General features: G+C 39.2%; 16 protein-coding genes. 8 read left to right on the forward strand and 8 right to left on the reverse strand.

What is annotated here, in order from left to right; all coding sequences use genetic code 11:
• Positions 1-6 precede the first annotated feature (6 nt).
• Together ACPPVU_RS13860 and ACPPVU_RS13865 are read left to right on the forward strand one after the other, a co-directional pair.
• Positions 7-2,601, forward strand: coding sequence for an MGH1-like glycoside hydrolase domain-containing protein (locus tag ACPPVU_RS13860; RefSeq protein WP_426667106.1), 2,595 nt, complete (start codon positions 7-9; stop codon positions 2,599-2,601).
• A 107-nt stretch (positions 2,602-2,708) separates the two neighbouring features.
• Complete coding sequence (locus ACPPVU_RS13865; protein ID WP_426667107.1) at positions 2,709-3,677, forward strand: ketoacyl-ACP synthase III; 969 nt, start codon at positions 2,709-2,711, stop codon at positions 3,675-3,677.
• A gap of 24 nt (positions 3,678-3,701) precedes the next feature.
• Here ACPPVU_RS13865 and ACPPVU_RS13870 read toward each other — a convergent pair whose 3' ends face one another.
• Positions 3,702-3,980 carry a hypothetical protein gene (locus ACPPVU_RS13870; protein ID WP_426667108.1) on the reverse strand — a complete coding sequence of 93 codons (279 nt, stop codon included), beginning with the start codon at positions 3,978-3,980 and terminating at the stop codon, positions 3,702-3,704.
• Between the two features lie 160 nt (positions 3,981-4,140).
• Between ACPPVU_RS13870 and eat the strand changes: the two genes are divergently transcribed.
• From eat to eutC, 3 genes are read left to right on the forward strand one after another with little or no spacing between them, the layout of a single operon-like run.
• Positions 4,141-5,493: an ethanolamine permease gene (gene eat, locus ACPPVU_RS13875; protein WP_426667109.1), complete on the forward strand. Its 1,353-nt coding sequence runs from the start codon at positions 4,141-4,143 to the stop codon at positions 5,491-5,493.
• A gap of 3 nt (positions 5,494-5,496) precedes the next feature.
• The gene (locus ACPPVU_RS13880; RefSeq protein WP_426667110.1) at positions 5,497-6,885 is read left to right on the forward strand and encodes an ethanolamine ammonia-lyase subunit EutB; all 1,389 of its coding nucleotides are present in this window, start codon (positions 5,497-5,499) and stop codon (positions 6,883-6,885) included.
• The gene (gene eutC, locus ACPPVU_RS13885; RefSeq protein WP_426667111.1) at positions 6,873-7,637 is read left to right on the forward strand and encodes an ethanolamine ammonia-lyase subunit EutC; all 765 of its coding nucleotides are present in this window, start codon (positions 6,873-6,875) and stop codon (positions 7,635-7,637) included. The genes ACPPVU_RS13880 and eutC overlap by 13 nt, the downstream gene beginning before the upstream one ends.
• Before the next feature lie 94 nt (positions 7,638-7,731).
• Here eutC and ACPPVU_RS13890 read toward each other — a convergent pair whose 3' ends face one another.
• The 7 genes from ACPPVU_RS13890 to ACPPVU_RS13920 form a co-directional block, all read right to left on the reverse strand.
• Entirely contained in the window at positions 7,732-8,223 is a 492-nt protein-coding gene (locus ACPPVU_RS13890) for a DUF4251 domain-containing protein (protein WP_426667112.1), read from the reverse strand.
• A gap of 110 nt (positions 8,224-8,333) precedes the next feature.
• Positions 8,334-10,217: a molecular chaperone HtpG gene (htpG, locus tag ACPPVU_RS13895; protein ID WP_426667113.1), complete on the reverse strand. Its 1,884-nt coding sequence runs from the start codon at positions 10,215-10,217 to the stop codon at positions 8,334-8,336.
• A 165-nt stretch (positions 10,218-10,382) separates the two neighbouring features.
• Complete coding sequence (locus tag ACPPVU_RS13900; RefSeq protein WP_426667114.1) at positions 10,383-10,883, reverse strand: NADPH-dependent FMN reductase; 501 nt, start codon at positions 10,881-10,883, stop codon at positions 10,383-10,385.
• Positions 10,884-11,047: 164 nt separating this feature from the next.
• Positions 11,048-11,488, reverse strand: coding sequence for a hypothetical protein (locus tag ACPPVU_RS13905; protein WP_426667115.1), 441 nt, complete (start codon positions 11,486-11,488; stop codon positions 11,048-11,050).
• A gap of 440 nt (positions 11,489-11,928) precedes the next feature.
• On the reverse strand, positions 11,929-12,318 hold the full coding sequence (locus ACPPVU_RS13910; protein ID WP_426667116.1) for a hypothetical protein: 390 nt from the start codon (positions 12,316-12,318) through the stop codon (positions 11,929-11,931).
• Positions 12,319-12,448: 130 nt separating this feature from the next.
• On the reverse strand, positions 12,449-13,798 hold the full coding sequence (locus ACPPVU_RS13915; RefSeq protein WP_426667117.1) for a sensor histidine kinase: 1,350 nt from the start codon (positions 13,796-13,798) through the stop codon (positions 12,449-12,451).
• Positions 13,788-15,140, reverse strand: a complete 1,353-nt coding sequence (locus tag ACPPVU_RS13920; RefSeq protein ID WP_426667118.1) for a sigma-54-dependent transcriptional regulator — start codon at positions 15,138-15,140, stop codon at positions 13,788-13,790. Before ACPPVU_RS13920 ends, ACPPVU_RS13915 begins: the two co-directional genes overlap by 11 nt.
• A gap of 354 nt (positions 15,141-15,494) precedes the next feature.
• Between ACPPVU_RS13920 and ACPPVU_RS13925 the strand changes: the two genes are divergently transcribed.
• From ACPPVU_RS13925 to ACPPVU_RS13935, 3 genes are all read left to right on the forward strand, one after another.
• Positions 15,495-16,748, forward strand: a complete 1,254-nt coding sequence (locus tag ACPPVU_RS13925; protein WP_426667119.1) for an efflux RND transporter periplasmic adaptor subunit — start codon at positions 15,495-15,497, stop codon at positions 16,746-16,748.
• Between the two features lie 123 nt (positions 16,749-16,871).
• Entirely contained in the window at positions 16,872-17,549 is a 678-nt protein-coding gene (locus tag ACPPVU_RS13930) for an ABC transporter ATP-binding protein (RefSeq protein ID WP_426667120.1), read from the forward strand.
• A gap of 158 nt (positions 17,550-17,707) precedes the next feature.
• A complete protein-coding gene (locus ACPPVU_RS13935) occupies positions 17,708-20,080 on the forward strand; it encodes an ABC transporter permease (protein ID WP_426667121.1) in 2,373 nt (790 codons plus the stop codon).
• Position 20,081: the final 1 nt, after the last annotated feature.

The following is a 20,081-nucleotide window of genomic DNA, read 5'->3' on the forward strand; positions in this document are numbered from 1 at the left end:
AAAAATATGAATGCAGAACAAACCAGGTTGCAGGATGATGATTGGAAAAAATGGGGACCGTATGTAAGCGATCGTCAATGGGGAACCGTTCGGGAAGATTACAGTGCAAACGGAGATGCCTGGAATTATATTACTCATGACATGGCACGCAGTAAAGCTTACCGATGGAATGAGGAAGGTATTGCCGGTATATGTGATGAGCTGCAATTGGTGTGCTTCTCTATAGCTTTGTGGAATAAAAAAGACCCGATAATCAAGGAGCGTTATTTTGGCTTAAGTAATCCTGAAGGTAACCATGGCGAAGATGTAAAGGAGCTATATTATTACCTGGATAGTACACCCACGCATTCGTACATGAAAATGCTGTACAAATATCCGCAGCAGGAATATCCTTACAAATGGCTGGTTGATGAAAATAAAAGAAGAACCAGGGATGACCCGGAGTTTGAACTAATAGATACAGGCATATTTGACCAGGATAAATACTTTGATGTATTTACCGAGTATGCCAAAAGTGTACCTGGAGAGATATTTATAAAAATAACTGTTCATAATAGGGGTGATGAAGATGCTGCTTTGAATATTCTGCCTACGATCTGGTTTCGCAATACCTGGGATTGGGGATATGATGATTATCAACCATGCCTTGCCGAAGATTCGCCTGGGGTGATGGATGTTTATCATAAGGATTTGGGGCAATATTGGTTAAAGACTGAAGGTAAACCGGAGTTTTTATTTTGTAACAATGAGACCAATACTAATCGCTTATACAACGCTAACATCGGCAAAGAGTTTTTTAAAGATGGTATTAATGACCACCTGATACATGGGGTAAATACTGTCAATGCAAAAAAGAAAGGTACAAAGGCAGCTGTAAACTACGATATTAAAGTTGCTGCAAAGCAAAGCGTTACCCTTCGTCTTAGGTTAACGCAAGATGCCAAAAATACCTTTGATGATTTTGATAAGATATTTAAAGACCGCAAGACCGAAGCTGACGAATTTTATAATAACCTGCAACAACACTCCAGCGATACGGATCACGGAATGATACAACGCCAGGCTTTCGCAGGCATGTTATGGAGTAAACAATACTATCATTACGATATTCATAACTGGCTTCATGGTGATCCGGTCGGGCCGAAGCCTCCTGCTGAAAGATTGAATGGACGTAATAACAAATGGGAACATCTAAATACCCGGGCCATTATATCTATGCCTGATAAATGGGAATATCCATGGTTTGCATCATGGGATCTGGCTTTTCACTGTCTGCCTTTGGCCAATGTAGATATGGCATTTGCCAAACGGCAACTATTATTGTTAATCCGGGATTGGTACATGCATCCAAACGGGCAATTGCCTGCCTATGAATGGGATTTTGGAGATGCTAATCCACCTGTACTGGCCATGGTGACCTGGACTCTGTATAAACAGGATAAAGAAGCAAATGGTGGAAATGGCGACAGGAAGTTTTTGGAACGTATATTTCATAAACTGATGCTCAATTTTACCTGGTGGGTAAACCGGAAGGACGCACAGGGCAATAATATTTTTGAAGGCGGGTTTTTAGGCTTGGATAATATTGGAGTATTTGACAGGAACGCAAGATTGCCGAACGGTCAATATTTAGAGCAAGCAGATGGCACCAGCTGGATGGCGATGTATTCGCTTAATTTATTGCGGATCGCATCAGAACTGACCGTGGCTAATGTGGCTTATGCAGATATTGCATCCAAATTCTTTGAGCATTTTATTTATATAGTAGGAGCGATGTCAAACCTGGGCCAGAATAATGAAGGTTTATGGGATGACGAAGATGGTTTTTTTTATGATCAGCTGCGTTCGCCAGACAACAGTGTACAGAAAATGAAGATCAGAAGCATTGTTGGTCTGATTCCCTTATTTGCAACTGAAGTGCTGGATGACAGTGATATAACCGATAGTCCAATATTTAAAACCAGGATGAAATGGTTCGCTGACAACCGTCCCGACCTGGCCTCACTGGTTTCAAGATGGAATGAGAAAAACGCTCAAGGTAAACACTTGCTGAGTTTGCTGAGAGGATACCGTATGAAATCGCTATTACGCTATATGCTGGATGAAAACGAGTTTTTAAGCGAATACGGCATTCGTTCGGTATCTAAGTATCATTTGAATAACCCTTATCGTGTACAAGTCGACGGGCACGAGTTCAGCGTTAAATATTTACCTGCCGAGAGTGATAGCGGATTGTTTGGCGGTAACAGCAACTGGCGTGGACCGATATGGATACCGATCAATTATCTGATCATTGATAGTCTGCACCGTTTTCATCAGTATTATGGTGATGATTATAAAGTGGAATGCCCTACCAACTCAGGCAATTTTATGAATCTGAAGGAAGTGGCTGACAATCTATATTACAGACTGCTGAAAATATTTTTGCGTGACGAAAACGGCAAACGTGCGGTGTTTGGTCACTATGATAAAATACAATTTGATCCTGAATTTAAAGACTATATACTTTTTCATGAATATTTTGATGGCGATAGCGGCCGGGGAGTGGGTGCGTCACATCAAACCGGATGGACGGGTTTGATTGCCAACTGTTTATTGTAATTTATGCGAAAAGGATAATTTATAAAAAATATTCTTTTAAATAAATCATTCCATTCACATAAGTATATTTACTAAATTGTATTCTTGTAGATATTATAAACCAGATAATGAACTCTAAAATTACCGCCATTGGCGTATACGCCCCCTCTAAAATTATACCTAATGATTGGTTTGCCGATAAAATAGAAACGAATAACGAATGGATCATATCACGAACCGGTATTAAAGAACGACGATTTTCGGAACCGGATGAATACACCAGTGATATGTGTGTTAAAGCGGTACAAAACCTTTTAGCTGAGAACCCGGGTATCACTGTAGACGGTGTTGATTTCATTTTGGTAGGTACCACAACTGCCGACCAGGTAATGCCCAGCATGGCCAGCCAGGTGCAGAACTATTTTAAATTGCCAAATACAGGATGCCTTGATATTATGGCTGCTTGCGCCGGTTTTGTTTATGGCTTGATATTGGCCAAAGGGTTAATTGCAGCAGGTACACATAAAAAAGTACTGGTTTTAGGCGCCGAGACTTTGTCCAAATTCACAGACTATACAGATCGTACTTCGTGTATATTGTTTGGTGATGGGGCAGGTGTGGCCCTGGTAGAAGCTTCAGAAAAATTAAAAATATTTAGTGGTGTCACCGGCTCGGATGGCAGTCATGGTAAAGATCTATATCTCTCGCAACATGCTTCTGTAGTTAACGGTGAGCAAATTGACCCTAATGGCAAGATCCATCAAAATGGCAAGGTGGTATTCAAATGGGCGGTACAAACGATGAGTCAAAAAGTAAGGGAATTACTATCCATTAATCATTTGGAATTGGAGCAATTAGATTGGGTGATACTTCATAGTGCCAACTTAAGGATTATTGAAGCGGTTGCTTCGGAGCTAAATTATCCGATGGATAAAATGTTAACCAGTATTGAGCAATTTGGCAATACTTCATCTGCATCAATTCCTCTTTCATGGGATCTGGCATCTAAAGCCGGAAAAATAAAGCCTGGGAATAAAATATTATTGTTAGGCTTTGGCGGTGGGTTGACTTATGCCGGAGTAATTGTTGAAGTTTAATAACTAGAAGTTTAATACTTCAAACTAACTTTGAATATAAGCCTGCACAAATTCATCATCGCCTACAGCTTTTATAATATCAGCAATGATATTGAATTCCTGCGATTCAGACTCAATAGAATTAGAATATTCGTCTAAATCGTGTGCATAGTCTATGGCTTGCTGTTCATCGTCAAAGTGTATTATTACATTATTGTTTATTTCTGAGCTGAACCCATTGGGCGGAGCAGGTATATTATATTTTTCGAGCTGATTGAAGGTAAGCCCGGATGCTCCGTTCGAAGGTATATCTATATTTAGCATATGTTGTCTGTTTGTAGATATTGTTCCAACAAAAATATACTAAAAATGTTTCCTGTTCTATTGTACACAAACGTCTTAACAATTTGATAATCTTGCTTATTTTGATTTAACAAGCGCTTTAAGTATCTTAAAGCGGCAATAAATTTAAGCGCTATTAAAAATGTCTGATTCTCAACCAGAGCAATTAAAAAAAGTATTAAAACCCATTCACTTATGGGCTATTGCTGTAGGGTTGGTGATATCTGGTGAGTATTTTGGCTGGAATTTAGGCTGGGGTGTTTCTGGCACTATCGGATTTCTTATAGCTACATTAGTGATCACGGTAATGTATATTACCTTTATTTTCAGCTATACCGAACTAACGACAGCTATACCACACGCAGGTGGCGCATTTGCTTATGCCTATCGTGCAATGGGTCCAATCGCCGGACTGATAGCCGGTTATGCTACGCTTGTTGATTTTCTGTTTGCTACACCGGCTATTGCTTTTGCGCTGGGCAGTTACCTGCATTTTTTATACCCAGCAGTACCTGTTCTTCAATCGGCTGTTGCATTCAACCTGGTATTTATGCTGATCAATATCTGGGGAGTGAAAGAATCGGCAACCTTTTCGGTGTTTATTACCATTTTGGCTGTAGCCGAGCTATTACTTTTTATGGGAATCATTTCTCCGCATTTTAAAATGAGTAATTATTTAAGTCACCCTATGCCATTTGGTTGGGGAGGAGTATTCGCTGCTCTACCTTTTGCCGTTTGGTTTTACCTCGCTATTGAAGGTGTGGCGATGATAGCCGAAGAGGTGAAAGAACCTAAAAAGAATATTCCCAAAGGCTACTTATACGGACTTGGTACTTTGATGTTTTTGGCACTGGGAGTAATGATACTGACAGGTGGAATCACCGATTGGCGCAAACTAAGCAACCTGGATTATCCCTTGCCTGAGGCCATTGGCATTGTATTAGGTAAATCAAACAATCTAACTAAAATATTTGCCAGCATTGGTTTATTTGGGTTGATAGCATCATTTCACGGCACCATACTAGCTTCATCGCGGCAGGTGTTTGCTATGGCGCGTAGTAGCTATCTGCCACGTTTCCTGTCTGGTGTAAATCATAAATTTAAAACGCCTCATTGGGCCATTATCGCTGGTGGTGTAGTGAGTTTTATAGCTCTTTATACCGGTACTACCGCTCAGATTATATTGATCTCAGTAATGGGCGCAGTGTTAATGTATATGATAAGCATGATCAGTCTGTTTGTATTGCGGAAAAAGGAGCCTGATTTGGAACGTCCGTTTGCATCACCTTTTTATCCATATTTCCCGGCTATAGCCTTGATATTATCGAGTATATGTCTATTTGCCATTATTTATTATAACTGGGCCCTTAGCGTTTATTTCTTTGGAGGCCTTGCTACTGCTATTTTAATATTCATGCTGATGGGCAAACATAAAGTACGGATCACTGATGATGTGTTATTAGAAAAAGCTGCCGTAATGATTGAATCAGAATAAGCTATGTCATACCATCACACCATCGGCAGAAAAACCTATAGGTTCAAAGATCTGAAAACATTGCTTGCCAAAGCTTCACCTCATCGTTCGGGTGATGTACTGGCTGGCTTAAATGCCGAAAGTTATGAGGAACGGGTCGCCGCACAAATAACACTTGCAGATATACCTCTTAAGACTTTTTTGAATGAAGCTATTATACCTTATGAGAAAGATGAAATTACAAGATTAATTATTGATAATCATGACGATAATGCTTTTAGTTTAATAAATAGTTTAACTGTTGGTGAATTTCGGGATTGGTTGCTAAAGGATGAGACCAACGCTTCAACGCTAAAAAAGATAGCGCCTGGTATCACTCCCGAAATGGTTGCAGCAGTATCCAAATTAATGCGCAACCAGGATCTGATCGCAGTAGCAAAAAAGTGCGAGGTAGTAACTAAATTTAGAAATACGATAGGACTGAAAGGGCATTTTTCGACCCGGCTCCAACCTAATCATCCAACTGATGATCCCAGGGGGATAGCAGCCAGCATGATCGATGGCTTGCTGTATGGTAGCGGTGATGCGGTGATCGGTATTAACCCGGCTACTGATAGCCCGACTGATGTCAATAACTTACTGTTATTGATGGATACAATGCGACAGCAATTTAATATACCTACCCAAAGTTGTGTGCTTTGTCATGTTACTACTACATTGGAACTCATCGGGCAAGGTGCACCCGTCGACCTGTGTTTTCAATCTATAGGTGGTACAGAACGGAGTAACTCCAGTTTCGGTATCAGCCTGAGTTTATTAGATGAAGCCTACGATGCGACCTTATCGCTGAAAAGAGGAACTGTCGGCAATAACGTGATGTACTTTGAGACCGGGCAAGGCAGTGAGCTATCTGCCAATGCACATGAGGGAGTGGATCAGCAGACTGTTGAGGCCAGGGCTTATGCAGTTGCCCGAAAATATAACCCGTTGTTGGTAAATACGGTTGTAGGCTTTATCGGACCTGAATATTTATATGACGGCAAGCAAATAATACGTGCAGCTTTAGAAGATCATTTTTGCGGAAAGCTAATGGGGCTGCCAATGGGTGTTGACGTGTGCTATACCAATCATGCCGAAGCTGACCAGGATGATATGGATAACCTACTGACATTACTTGGCGTGGCAGGATGCAGTTTTATTATGGGAGTACCCGGATCAGATGATATCATGCTCAATTATCAATCAACTTCGTTTCATGATGCTTTGTATATCAGAAAGGTGCTTGGATTAAGGCCGGCACCAGAATTTGAGCAATGGCTTATTAAACAAGGAATAACAGATAAGTATGGGATGCTTAAAGCGCAAAATGATTTTAAGTTATTAATGGGGATGAAGAATTTATGGACAAAATAAAGCCCGGACACATTAATGAGAATGACCCTTTTGCGTACTTAAAGGAGTTTACTGCTGCACGGATAGGAATAGGCCGGACAGGAGCAAGTATTCCTTTAAAGCAATCATTGGCATTTAAATTGGCACATGCTCATGCAAGGGATGCTGTGTATTCTGAACTCGACACTGATAAATTATCCGAAGAGCTAAAACAATTTGAATTGCCGGTTTTACAATTGCATAGCCAGGCGGCTTACCGCGAGCAGTATTTACAACGACCAGATCTGGGCAGGCAGTTGAATGAAGAGTCCGTGGAAACTTTAGGTGGCTATGATAATTATGATATAGCTATAATAATTGCTGATGGCCTTTCTGCAAATGCGGTCAATAGTAATGCTATAGCGTTATTAAAAATATTGATCCCCCAATTACAGTCTGCCGAACTAAAGTTCGCTCCTGTATGTCTGGTAAAACAGGGAAGGGTGGCAGTTGCCGATGATATCGGTATGCACCTTAAAGCTAAATTGTCACTTATCCTGATAGGTGAAAGACCCGGATTAAGTTCGGCTGATAGTGTAGGTGCTTACATTACATTTAATCCGCAAACAGGATTAACAGACGAATCGCGTAATTGCATTTCTAACATCAGAGCGCATGGTTTGAGCTTCAGATCAGCCTCAAAAAAGATATTTTACCTGGTACAGGAAGCTTTTAAGAGAAAGTTATCAGGCGTAGGATTGAAAGACAACGCAGGGTTATTGTCTGAACCATGATTTACACGATTAAAAAATTAACTTGATTTTTATAGACAAGTAACAGGAATCATGAAAATCCCTAAATCCTATAAATCATGGTTCAGACTATTTTTTACTTCAAATATCCATCAAAAGTTATAAAATCCCGGTTAGCGCTGTTAACTGATAAGGAAGCATAGCCATCCGAAGAAATACTTAATGACAACCGACTCAGGTTCTTTACATCTGATGGTATAATAGTGATTTCCCAACCGCCTTTCTTCTTTTCTTTAACCTCATAGGTAAACTTGGTAGAAGTAAATTTTAGGCCACCATCACCACCTCCATAAGGTACATCAAAATAAGCCCGGCCAAAATAGGGTAAAAATGATATAACACTATCAGGAGTTACGCGCAGGTCATATTCTGAGGTTAGCTGTTTACCGCCACCTCTTTGTGGCAATACATAATTAGCCAGAAAGGTGTAATGCTTCGACTCAACATTTTTTTTTATAGCAGCAACTTTTGCCGCTTTTTTATCCTTGCTTGATGATTGTGCAATAGCAACGCTTAACCCTGTGCCTGCAATTAATAAAAAAGCCAGAATGATTTTTAGTGTTTTCATATGAAAGAGTTGGTTTAGAATTAGGGAAGAATAAGATAAAGTTAATTAAAGTATCTTTAATAAAAAAGGCCCTGAAACATCAGAGCCTTAATCTTTTTAAAATTTATTTTTTAAATTAAATTAACGCTGCGGTTAACAAATTCTGTCAAATCAGCACCGGTCAGTAAACCTTGTGAAAGCAACGCAAGATCAAAAGCCTGACGGGCCACTTGTGTTTGTTCCTGCTCATTTTCGTCCTGTAATATACGGGTGATCAACTTGTGATTGGCATTAATAACCACTTTATAATTATCAGGCATGCTGCCATAAAAACCCATACCGCCACCCATAGCAGCCATTTCTTTCATACGGCGCATAAACTCATCCATGGTTACAGTGACAGGTAATTCTTCAGGATTGAGGCTTTCCAGCTCCACCTTAAAGGCAGGGCGATTAATTGCCTTATCAAAAATGGTTTTCACTTTTATTGATTCATCCTCAGTCAAAATGTGAGCAGGCGCATCTTCTTTCTTAATCAGCTTATCAGCCACATCGGAGTCCACACGTTTAAGCGATGTTTTTTCGAGTTTTTGCTCTAAACTGCTGACAAAGTGGCTATCTATAGGAGAGTTCATCAACAATACATCATAACCTTTTTTATTGGCTGATTGGATAAAAGCATCCTGTTTTTCAGGATCATTGGTGTAAATATAAACCACTTGTCCATCTTTATCTGTTTGCTCAGGTGCTACTTTTTCCTTGTATTCTTCCAATGTAAAGTTTTGTTTGGCAGTGTTGGTTAACAGTGCGAAATCTTTTGCTTTGTCATAAAATTTCTCTTCGCTTACCATGCCATACTTTACAAACAGGCCAATGTCGGGCCATTTTTCTTCGTAAGCTTTGCGGTCGGCTTTGAAAAGTTCGGATAGTTTATCAGCTACTTTTTTGGTGATATACGTATTGATTTTCTTTACACTGCTATCAGCCTGTAAAAAACTACGCGATACGTTCAATGGAATATCCGGTGAATCGATCACCCCATGCAGCAACATCAAAAATTCAGGTACGATATCTTTTACTTCGTCGGTAATAAATACCTGACGCGAATATAATTTGATCTTGTTACGTTGAAAATCGAAGTCGTTTTTAACTTTAGGGAAGTATAAAACACCAGTCAGGTTAAACGGATAATCCACATTAAGATGTATCCAGAAAAGCGGCTCTTCTGAGAAAGGATATAATTGTTTATAGAATTCCAGGTAATCCTCATCTTTCAAATCATTTGGCGATTTTGTCCAGATAGGATTGGTATCATTGATAACATTAGGAACTTCAACCGACTTGTATTTTGGTTTGCCTTCTTCATCTTCGCCATCAGGTTCGTCTTCGGTTTTTGTTCCGAAGATAATAGGTACAGGTAAAAAGCGGCAATATTTATCCAGTATTTCTTGTAATTTATATTTGCTTAAAAACTCTTCAGAATCTTTATTAATATGCAGGGTGATCTCGGTACCACGTTCAGTCAAATTGCCATCACTCAGTTCAAATTCGGTACTGCCGTCGCATTCCCAGTGGGCAGGTTCAGCGCCTTCCTGGTAAGATAAGCTTTCAATTTCTACTCTATCGGCCACCATAAAGGCAGAGTAGAAGCCCAAACCAAAACGACCGATGATCTCATTGGCATCCTTGGCTTCTTTAAACTTATCCATAAATTCGGTAGCACCCGAGAAAGCAATCTGATTGATATATTTTTTGATCTCCTCTGCTGTCATACCAAGTCCGTTGTCAGAAATGGTAATTGTTTTCTTTTTTTCGTCAAAGGCTACTTCAACGCGAAGGTCACCCAGTTCGCCTTTGTATTGGCCTAATGAGCTCAGACGTTTGATTTTTTGCGTAGCATCAACAGCGTTAGAAACCAGCTCGCGCAAAAATATCTCATGGTCTGAGTATAAAAACTTTTTAATGATCGGGAAAATATTCTCGGTGTGTATCGAGATTGTTCCTTTTTCTTGCATAATCTATAATTGTTTAGAAATGAATGTACTTTATCCATGCCCATTCATCAATGCTTGTTCCAAAGTTGGGATATTGTCAAATTGGCAGGATGGATTTAGTTGAATGAGTTGATTAAGTTGGATTGAGTTGATTGATTTTTTATAGTGAATTGATAAAAGCTTTGATCAAAGTTTTAAGTCTTTGAGCTGTATATGGACTGTCACATTACCACTGGCATCCATCTTCGATCGGACAAATTGTATCAACAATGTAGTCTCTGGTGTAAGTTTGGCATCGATAGCGCCTAGTATTTTTATCATCGCTTCGTGAGCATTTTCACCGCCGGTTGATGCAGTGATGTGGGCGGTAGGTTTACCTGAGAAGGATGCGCTGGAAACTGTCCAATCCAAAGCATTTTTCAAAGCTCCAGGGACACCATAGGCATACTCGGGAGTGCAAATGATAATGCCGTCGGCTTCGGCTAATTGTTTACGGAATGAAGTTACTGCAACTGGCGGAGTATCATTATCTAATCCTGGATCGAATGCTGGTATCTCGCTTATGCCATTGTAAATGTTATAATTGATATTTGGTGGCATCATTTGGCCTAATGCACGCAATATGGCATGATTAGATGAACCTAAACGCAGACTTCCGGATATGGCGAGGATGTTTTTGGTTTGCATTTGGAAATGAAAATTCAATAATAGGGAATAGTCAAAATAAGCTGATACTACTTAATTGATTATTGCATGAGACTGACTGTAACGCTGTGGCAACAAAAAAGCTGTTCCTTGTGAAACAGCTTTTTTGTTGGGGGGTGAGGGGTATTGGAAGCAGTGAGATTTACTCATTTAAGCCAGGCATTGGTGCTGCTTCTCTTAATAAGCAGATAAACTATGGCAACTGAAAAAACAACATGAAAATACCCAAATTGAACGGCAACTCCTGCATTTAAACAAAAAATGAATACTGCTCCTACAGCATTAATAACAAGAAGGGCTAATGCGATTTTTGTGGCTAATTTAGTTGCAGCTAAATTGTCTGGTCCGTAAACAATTTTATTCGGAAGAGCCAGTATAAACTGGATAACAAATACAAAAATCACAAGTACATGTATTGGTGCTTTGTCGGCATTATAGCCCATGCTTTCACCAAAAAGAGGCAGAATGCTGAAGAAGCAAAGTCCGGATAGAAAGAGCTTTCTATCTAATTTTATTGCTCCGTAAACGGTTAATAGCACTAGGGCTGCGCCCACGACTGTGAAAATTAATTCAACTGTTGAGTTCATGATAATTTAGATTTTAGGGTTTAATAATTGGTTTATTAAATAAATGTAGAAAATGGAATTCAATAAATCTAATTATTCTGGATATAATTACTTATTACAGAGTTATTTAAGCTCTTATGTATGATACAGGTGTACAAGAATAGCTTGTGGTAGAGTATATCCATTTTTTTGATGAAACCTGGTTGATTTGTGCTTTTATGATTTAAGAAAGTCGTAAGCTATCACCCAATGCCTGTAGTATCGCATGATTGGATGAACTCAAGCGAAGGCTGCCGGAAATAGCGAGGATGTTTTTGGTTTGCATTTGGAAATGAAAATTCAATAATAGGAATTATCATTTTGAGGTCGAAACACGGGATTGTAAAAAGCTTTTTTAGTGTAACAGAATAGAACTACCTACATGTTATTCAGGGCCGGAGTGTTGTGTAGTGGCTCTAATGCTAATGTTTATATTTCAGCGAGTCTTTACAAAGGGAATATAGCCATGCTGATTTTACTTCGCCAGTTTTACCAGATATGATTTTATACGAAAGTGCATTTTTTTGCTTTATTACCGAATCACTTATTTCTGCCGAATCATAAATATCCATTAATTCGTCTGTGAATGCTATCCTGCCTGCCTTATTATTATTATCAACATAGATAAATACAGGCATATTATGATTACTCTGATCGATAATTTTTTTTGTGACTTTAAAGCTTATTTGTTGTTCATAAACCTCTTTATATAAATCGCAACCAGCATATTTTTTATTATAGTCATCGAGATAATGGAATGCCAAATAACATATTAGAATAAAAGCAGGGTAAATTAATAATCGCCATTTCATGCTTAAAGATATAGAAATAAAAATATTCTGGTAATAAATCACGATGACTCGGGGAAAACATTACCCATGCTATCGTATGTGTGCAACGTGTATTTCAAGTGGCCGATATCGTAATCGCACTACACCTATATCACCCCACAAACTGCAGTAAAAACGCCGATCCCTTGCCTTCAGCAGATTGCACCTGGATATTGCCTTTGTGCAACAGCATAATCTGTTTGCACAAGCTAAGCCCGATCCCACTACCCGTTTTACGAGTACTAAAGAATGGAATAAATATTTTATCAAGTAATTCTGTTGGTATGCCTGATCCGTTATCTGCAACTCTCACCACAGTACGGTTATTAGGTTGTACTTCAGCCGATAGTGTAATACGAGGGTCCTCTTTATCTTTTACGGCCTCAATAGCATTTACCAGTAAATTTATCATCACCTGCTCTAAAAGATTAATATCTGCTTCAATTGCCAGGGCAGGGTCGCGTAACACGATCTCCAGTTCTATGTGCTTTTTCTCCAAAGAAGGCTGCATCAAGCTATTTAAGTTTTCGAAAAGGTCACGTACCATTATTTTTTTCAGATCAAGCTTCGTGATCTTATTCAGGTTACGGTAGCTCTCGGTAAATTTTAATAATCCCTCACTGCGTCTTTTAATGGTATCTATACCCAATTCTAAATCTTCCAATTGACTGCTGACCGGGCTATTAGCTATTTCAGGAGCTTGCAGGCGGTTTTTTAACGTGTCAGCTAATGACGAGATAGGGGCCACTGAGTTCATGATCTCGTGTGTCATTACACTCAATAGTTTTTGCCAGGCTCTTGATTCAGTTTCATCCAATGCCTCGCTTACATTTTGGAATGCCACCAGTTTATATACTTTATCTTCACTTCGCAGCACACTGGCGGTAATGAGTATTTTGAACTGTTGCTGGTTTCGGGTGATAGCTATTATCTTGCTTTCGCCCGGCTTTATTTCAATGATCTCCTTGTATAATGCTTCCTCACGTTTTTCTAAGGAGGAAATAGTTTTAAGATATGGGATGCCGATGATCCTTTTAAAGGCTTCATTTATCCAACCCGTTTCTCCTGTATCGATCTCATATGACAGGATACCGGTATCCACCAGTTCCAATATCTTTTGCAGGTAATGATATTGTGTTTCCCGTTCCCTGCTGATTAGCTTAAAGGTTGTGTTGATCTCGTTAAAACCTTTACGAAGTGGTTTGAGCTCGTTAGGTGCCCTGCGCACATCAAAATGACGGGAGAAATCCCGGTAATGTATTGATTCAACAAATTGGCTTACTTCATCCTGCGCCTTTTTCTGAAAACGGATCATATCTATCAGTTCGTAAACCAATAGTGGACAAGCGATTACCATATACAGGTAAAGGCCCTGCACTGCAATAATTGCTGTACCTGTCAATGTAATAAAAAGTATCAGCACACGCAGCAAAAGCCGCCATTCGTAACGTTTAAATATCATATTTGCTCAGTCTGCGGTATAAGGCGGTACGTGTTAATCCAAGCTCTTTTGCGGCTCGTGTAATATTGCCATTGTTTTTTTCGATCACTCTCAGGATAGCATTTTTTTCGAGTGTGCTCAATGGTACATTGTCTGCATCTGTCTCGCTTTCACCGGGTGTTTCAAGTATAGAAAATATCAGGTCGTCAGCTCTCAATGTATGGTCATCAGCCATAATAACCGCCCTTTCAATAGTATACTGCAACTCGCGTACATTGCCAGGAAAATTGTATTGTTTTAATTTTTGTAAAGCGTTGGCATCAAAATCAACTGCCGGTTTCAAATATTTGCCAGCGTATAGTTTGGCAAAATGCCTCGCTAGTATTACAATGTCCTCGTTTCGTTTACGAAGCGGGGGCATATTGATCTCCACTGTGTTAATACGATAAATCAGATCCTTACGGAAACGATTCTCATTCGCCAACTCATACAATGGTAAGTTTGTAGCACATATTAGCCTGATATCAATATCAACTGCTTTGTTAGTACCCAGGCGTGTAACCTGCCTGTTTTGTAATATGGTTAGTAATTTAGCTTGTTGTTGCAGGCTGATATTGCCAATTTCATCTAAAAACAAAGTGCCACCTTCAGCATCTTCAAAGCGGCCTGTGCGATCTTCACGTGCATCCGTAAATGCACCTTTTTTATGACCAAATAATTCACTTTCAAATAAAGTATCAGTTAGAGCGCCCACATCCACTTTTATAAACGGTTTATCTGCACGTAATGAACGTTCGTGAATAGCCTTGGCCATAAGATCCTTACCAGTTCCATTCTCGCCCAGGATCAAAATATTGGCGTCAGTAGGGGCAATCTTATTTACCTTATGAAATATATCCTGCATCACTTCCGAATCACCTAATATGGATGTATTCCCAACGGATTTTACAGTTGCCTTTGCAGGTTTACTACCTTCCTGTTTATCAAGTAATTCCCTGATAGTAGCGATCAATTTCTCATTATGCCAGGGTTTTACCACAAAATCATTTGCGCCTTCTTTTAAAGACCGCACAGCCAAATCAATATCCCCATAAGCAGTGATCATGATCACACAAACATTCGGTTTCCATTCCTTTATTTTCCTCAACCAGTACAAACCCTCATTGCCTGTATTAATTGCACTGTTAAAGTTCATATCCAGCAAAACAAGGTCAACCTGATTACGCTGTAATAGCCAATTCAGGTTTTCAGGATTTTTCTCCGTGATCACTTCCTGAGTTTCGGTTTTGAGTAGAAGTTTAACCGCGGTTAATACGTCAATGTCATCATCCACAACTAATACAGTTGCCTTTTTTAGTATCATAGTATTCTATTTGTTTGTGGCCAATAGTTTATGGTTAATAGTAAAAAGCCCTAAATTAGTAATAAAAAAATAGCTTATAGCTGTAAGTTGTATGCTAATCATCTATGAATGGTGAATACAATTTCTGTGCTAAATTCTGATGTACCTATTATATCCGCTATAAATGATTAACTATGAACTATTAACTATGAATCATTACCCTTAATAATCAAAACTCAGTGTATCATAACCGAACACTTGCTGTAACAGAAGCGTACGCTTTGATTTGGTATTTTGATATTAATATACTGGAAAACAGCAATTTAATTTGTGGCATGTCTTTTTATAACCAATAACAAAATATAATTTATAACCGTGGACAGAAAAATTGAAAAAAGTACCTGGAACAGAAAACGTATACTAACTATTGCGGGCATTATGGCACTGGTAGCGCTGATTGTATTAGCCATTTACGGCACAGCAGGTAAAAGCAAGTATAATGCACCTATTGACCGTATTACTATCAGCGAAATAAAGAAGGGACCTTTTCAGGAGTTTATTCCAGTAAATGGCGTAGTGTTACCACAGATCACTATTTATCTGGATGCAGTACAAGGCGGTACAGTGCAGGAAAGATATGTTGAAGACGGAGCCAAACTGAAAAAAGGCGATCCGATCTTAAAATTATCCAACACGGATGTGGAATTAAGTTTGGCCAATTCTGAAAATAGTGTTTACGGGCAACAAACGCAGATGCAAATATCACAGAACAACGCGGCACAAAATACAGTAAATAAGTTGCAGACGATGGCCGACGCGGAAAGTGCCTATAGAGAAGCTGAACGTGTATATACTTTGGATAAAAAACTATATAATCAAAAGGCTATAGGATTACAGGAATATCAGCAAGCTGAAAATACATACAACTACCAATTAAAGAAAAAGAATCTTGCGAGAGAAATATTGAGACAAGATACCATCCTTTTAAGAGAACAAGATGCCCAGGCAAAAGAGCAATATCGTCAAATGAAGAGTAGTTTGCAGTTGATGCGTAAGGAGGTGGCTGATTTGACTGTAAAAGCACCTATAGACGGACAATTAACATCACTGGATGCAGAAGTAGGTCAGAACAAAAATAAAGGCGAACACCTTGCTCAGATCGATGGTTTTTCAGGACTAAAAGTACAGGCCCTTGTGGATGAGCATTATATAGCGAGAGTTATACCTGGCCTTACAGCTTATTATCCAACCGATGATAAAAACTACAAACTTATTGTAAAGAAGGTTTTTACGCAAGTTTTAAATGGACAATTTAAGGTAGATATGCTATTTGTGGGTGAAATACCTCCAGGCCTGAGAAAAGGACAGACTTTGCAGGTACGCCTTGCATTTAGTGATGAAGCACCGGCTCTGTTACTTCCTAAAGGCGGTTTCTATCAGCAAACTGGTGGTAACTGGATATTTAAAGTAAGCGACGATGGCAAAACGGCTTATAAAGTAGACATACAATTGAACAGGCAAAACCCTGATTTCTATGAAGTAACCAGGGGCTTGAAACCCGGAGACAAAGTAATTACTTCGAGCTACGAGAATTATGGTGATATCCAGGAACTTGTGTTAACGAAGTAACGTTTTGTAACTAAGCAACGTCTTATAAAAAACAACGTCCTATAAATAGAAAAACTGATTATTAACTAACATAAAAACAAAAATCAAATCCTTAAGCTAAACCAAAGGATTTAGGAGGCGCAAATGATTAAAATTACAGATCTTGAAAAATTTTACCGCACAGAAGAGGTAGAAACTATTGCACTGAACAAACTTTCGATCCATGTAAATACAGGCGAGTTTGTGGCTATAATGGGCCCTTCAGGTTGCGGTAAATCAACATTGTTAAACATATTAGGCATGCTTGATGATCCGGATGGCGGAAGTTATATGTTCAATAATATTGAAGTTGCCCATTTTAATGAGCGTAAACGTGCCGACCTGCGCAAGCATAACATCGGTTTCGTATTCCAGAGTTTTAACCTGATTGATGAGTTGACTGTATTTGAAAACGTTGAGCTCCCATTGATTTACACTGGCGTACCAAGCTCTGAAAGAGTAAAAAGGGTAGAAGAAGTGTTGGATAAAATGCAGATCATGCATCGCCGCAATCACTATCCGCAGCAGTTATCAGGTGGTCAACAACAGCGTGTGGCTATAGCCCGTGCGGTTGTAAATAAACCAAAATTGATACTTGCGGATGAGCCCACTGGTAACCTGGACAGCAGTAACGGTAATGATGTAATGGAATTGTTAACCGATCTGAATGAGCAAGGAACTACTATCATTATGGTAACGCACTCTGAGCATGATGCCCGTTACAGTCACCGCATTATTCGCTTGCTTGACGGTCAGACCGTCGTGGAAAATATAATGATCTAATCATAGGATCATTTCTAAAACTCGATTAGTTAAATAATCAGTTGATTAATGTGTGTCTCCCTAGCCCCCTTCTCTTTGTAGAGGGGGCTAGTTTGAGAGTTATTTCCTAAGAAATCTGCTAAAAAGTTTTCTCCTCTTTGGGGAGGTCAGGAGGGGTTATGTTAAAAAACTATATCAAAACTGCATTCCGTAGCCTTACCAGGAACAAGGCATATAGTTTTCTCAATATTTTCGGCCTGGCCATAGGCATAGCCTGCACTGCTCTGATCTTTCTATGGGTGGAAGATGAAGTAAATTTCGACTCCTTTAATACTAAAAAGGACAGATTGTATATCGCACGTGAAAACGAAAGATTTGATATACAGGTGTTTACCCACTCATCGACTCCTGGCATGATGGGGCTGGCTATGAAAGAGGAGTTACCCGGAATAGCCAATACCTGCCGCACAACCGAAGGGAATATCCCATTTTTATTTGCTGATGGCGACAGATCCGTTTATGCTACCGGAAAATATGTCGATCCATCAATATTTAGCATGTTCACCTTGCCATTTGTTCAGGGTAATGCAAGATCGGCATTCTCACAAGTTCATTCTATCGTAATTACCGAGAAAACTGCCAAGAAGTTTTTTGGCGATTATAAAAATATTATTGGTAAGAACATTCGTGTTGATAATAAACAGAATTACGTTGTTACCGGCGTACTAAAAGACATACCCACAAATTCAACTTTACAATTTGAATGGATAATGCCATTCCAACTCTATTTTGATCAAAACTCATGGTTAAAGGATTGGGGGAGTCAATCAGTAAACACTTTTGTTGAACTGAAGCCCGGTGTAACCCCGGAAACTATAAACAAACAACTATACAACTATATTCAAAAACGTGATCGTGCGCAATTGGGCCATGTTTTCTTATTTGGTATGAACAACTGGCATTTGTATGATAGTTTTAAAGACGGCAAAATGACAGGTGGGGGCCAGATAGAATATGTACACTTGTTTACAATAATTGCCTGGATCATTCTCTTTATAGCCTGTATTAACTTTATGAACCTGGCTACAGCCCGTAGCGAAAAACGTGCCCGTGAAGTGGGGGTAAGGAAAGTATTAGGTGCCGGTAAAAAATCACTGATAGCTCAGTTTATCGGCGAATCCATATTTATGGCATTTATAGCCGCAATGATTGCTGTATTTGTCGTATTGGCAGTGCTTCCAGCGTTTAACACTTTGGTTCAAAAACAATTAACAGTTGGATTAGGTAAAGTTAATCACATCGCTATACTATTATTTATTACGCTAATTTGTGGTTTGGTAGCAGGTAGCTATCCTTCCTTATATCTCTCATCATTTAACCCGGTATCGGTACTTAAGGGGATAAAATTAAAAGATAGCGGCGCTTCTTTAGTCCGTAAGGGCTTAGTGGTATTGCAATTTACAGCATCAATTGTATTGATAATAAGCACCATCATTGTCTACCAGCAGATCCAACATGTTAAAAGCCGCCAGTTAGGCTTTAATAAAAATAACCTGATAGAAATGAACCTGCAGGGGCAGATGGGCTCAAAATTTTATCCAATAAAGCAGGATCTACTAAACACAGGACTTGTAGAAAATGTGGCCCTATCAGACCATGCCATTATTTATGGGGGTAATAACACCTCAAATCTTACCTGGGAAAGCAAGCCACAAGGTTCAAAAGTACTCATATCTCAAAGGTATGTTACGCCTGAATTTATGGCGACATCAGGTTTAAAGATACTCGAAGGAAGAAATCTTACTGTGACAGATACGGCAATGCCAATGCGTATAATAATTACACAGTCATTGGAAAAATTAATGGGTAAGGGAAGTGCTATCGGAAAAACGATACATCAGGAAGGCGATACTACATCGGGTACCGTGGTTGGCGTGGTGAACGATTATGTTTATGGTAATATGTATGGCAAACCAGACCCGGTTATTTTTTTTAGCGTTCCTCCAAGAAATGCTTCGGTAATGTATGTCCGAATAAAGCAAGATGCTGATATTGAAAAAGCGCTATCTGGCATACAAAACATAATGAAGAAAGATAACCCAGCTTATCCATTTGATTATCGTTTTGTAGACGATCAGTTTAGCCAGATGTTTTTGAGCGAAATGCTGGTAAGTAAGCTTTCAAGAGTATTTGCTGCACTGGCCATAATTATTTCATGCCTGGGTTTATTCGGACTGGCGGCTTATACTGCAGAACGCCGGACAAAAGAAATAGGAATACGTAAGGTTTTGGGTGCAAGCGTATCAACAATTACAAGTCTGCTTTCGAGGGATTTTTTACAATTGGTAGTATTGTCCTGCTTAGTTGCGTTTCCGGTTGCATACTGGCTGATGCAAAACTGGCTCAAAACTTATGATTACCATATCAATATACAATGGTGGGTATTTGCAGTGGCCGGGGTTACAGCAATTGTTATTGCATTGGCTACTATTAGCTTTCAATCAATAAAAGCGGCATTAACAAACCCGGTGAAGAGTTTACGCAGTGAATAGG

This window comes from Mucilaginibacter sp. McL0603, from assembly GCF_049992945.1.
Classification (GTDB): domain Bacteria; phylum Bacteroidota; class Bacteroidia; order Sphingobacteriales; family Sphingobacteriaceae; genus Mucilaginibacter.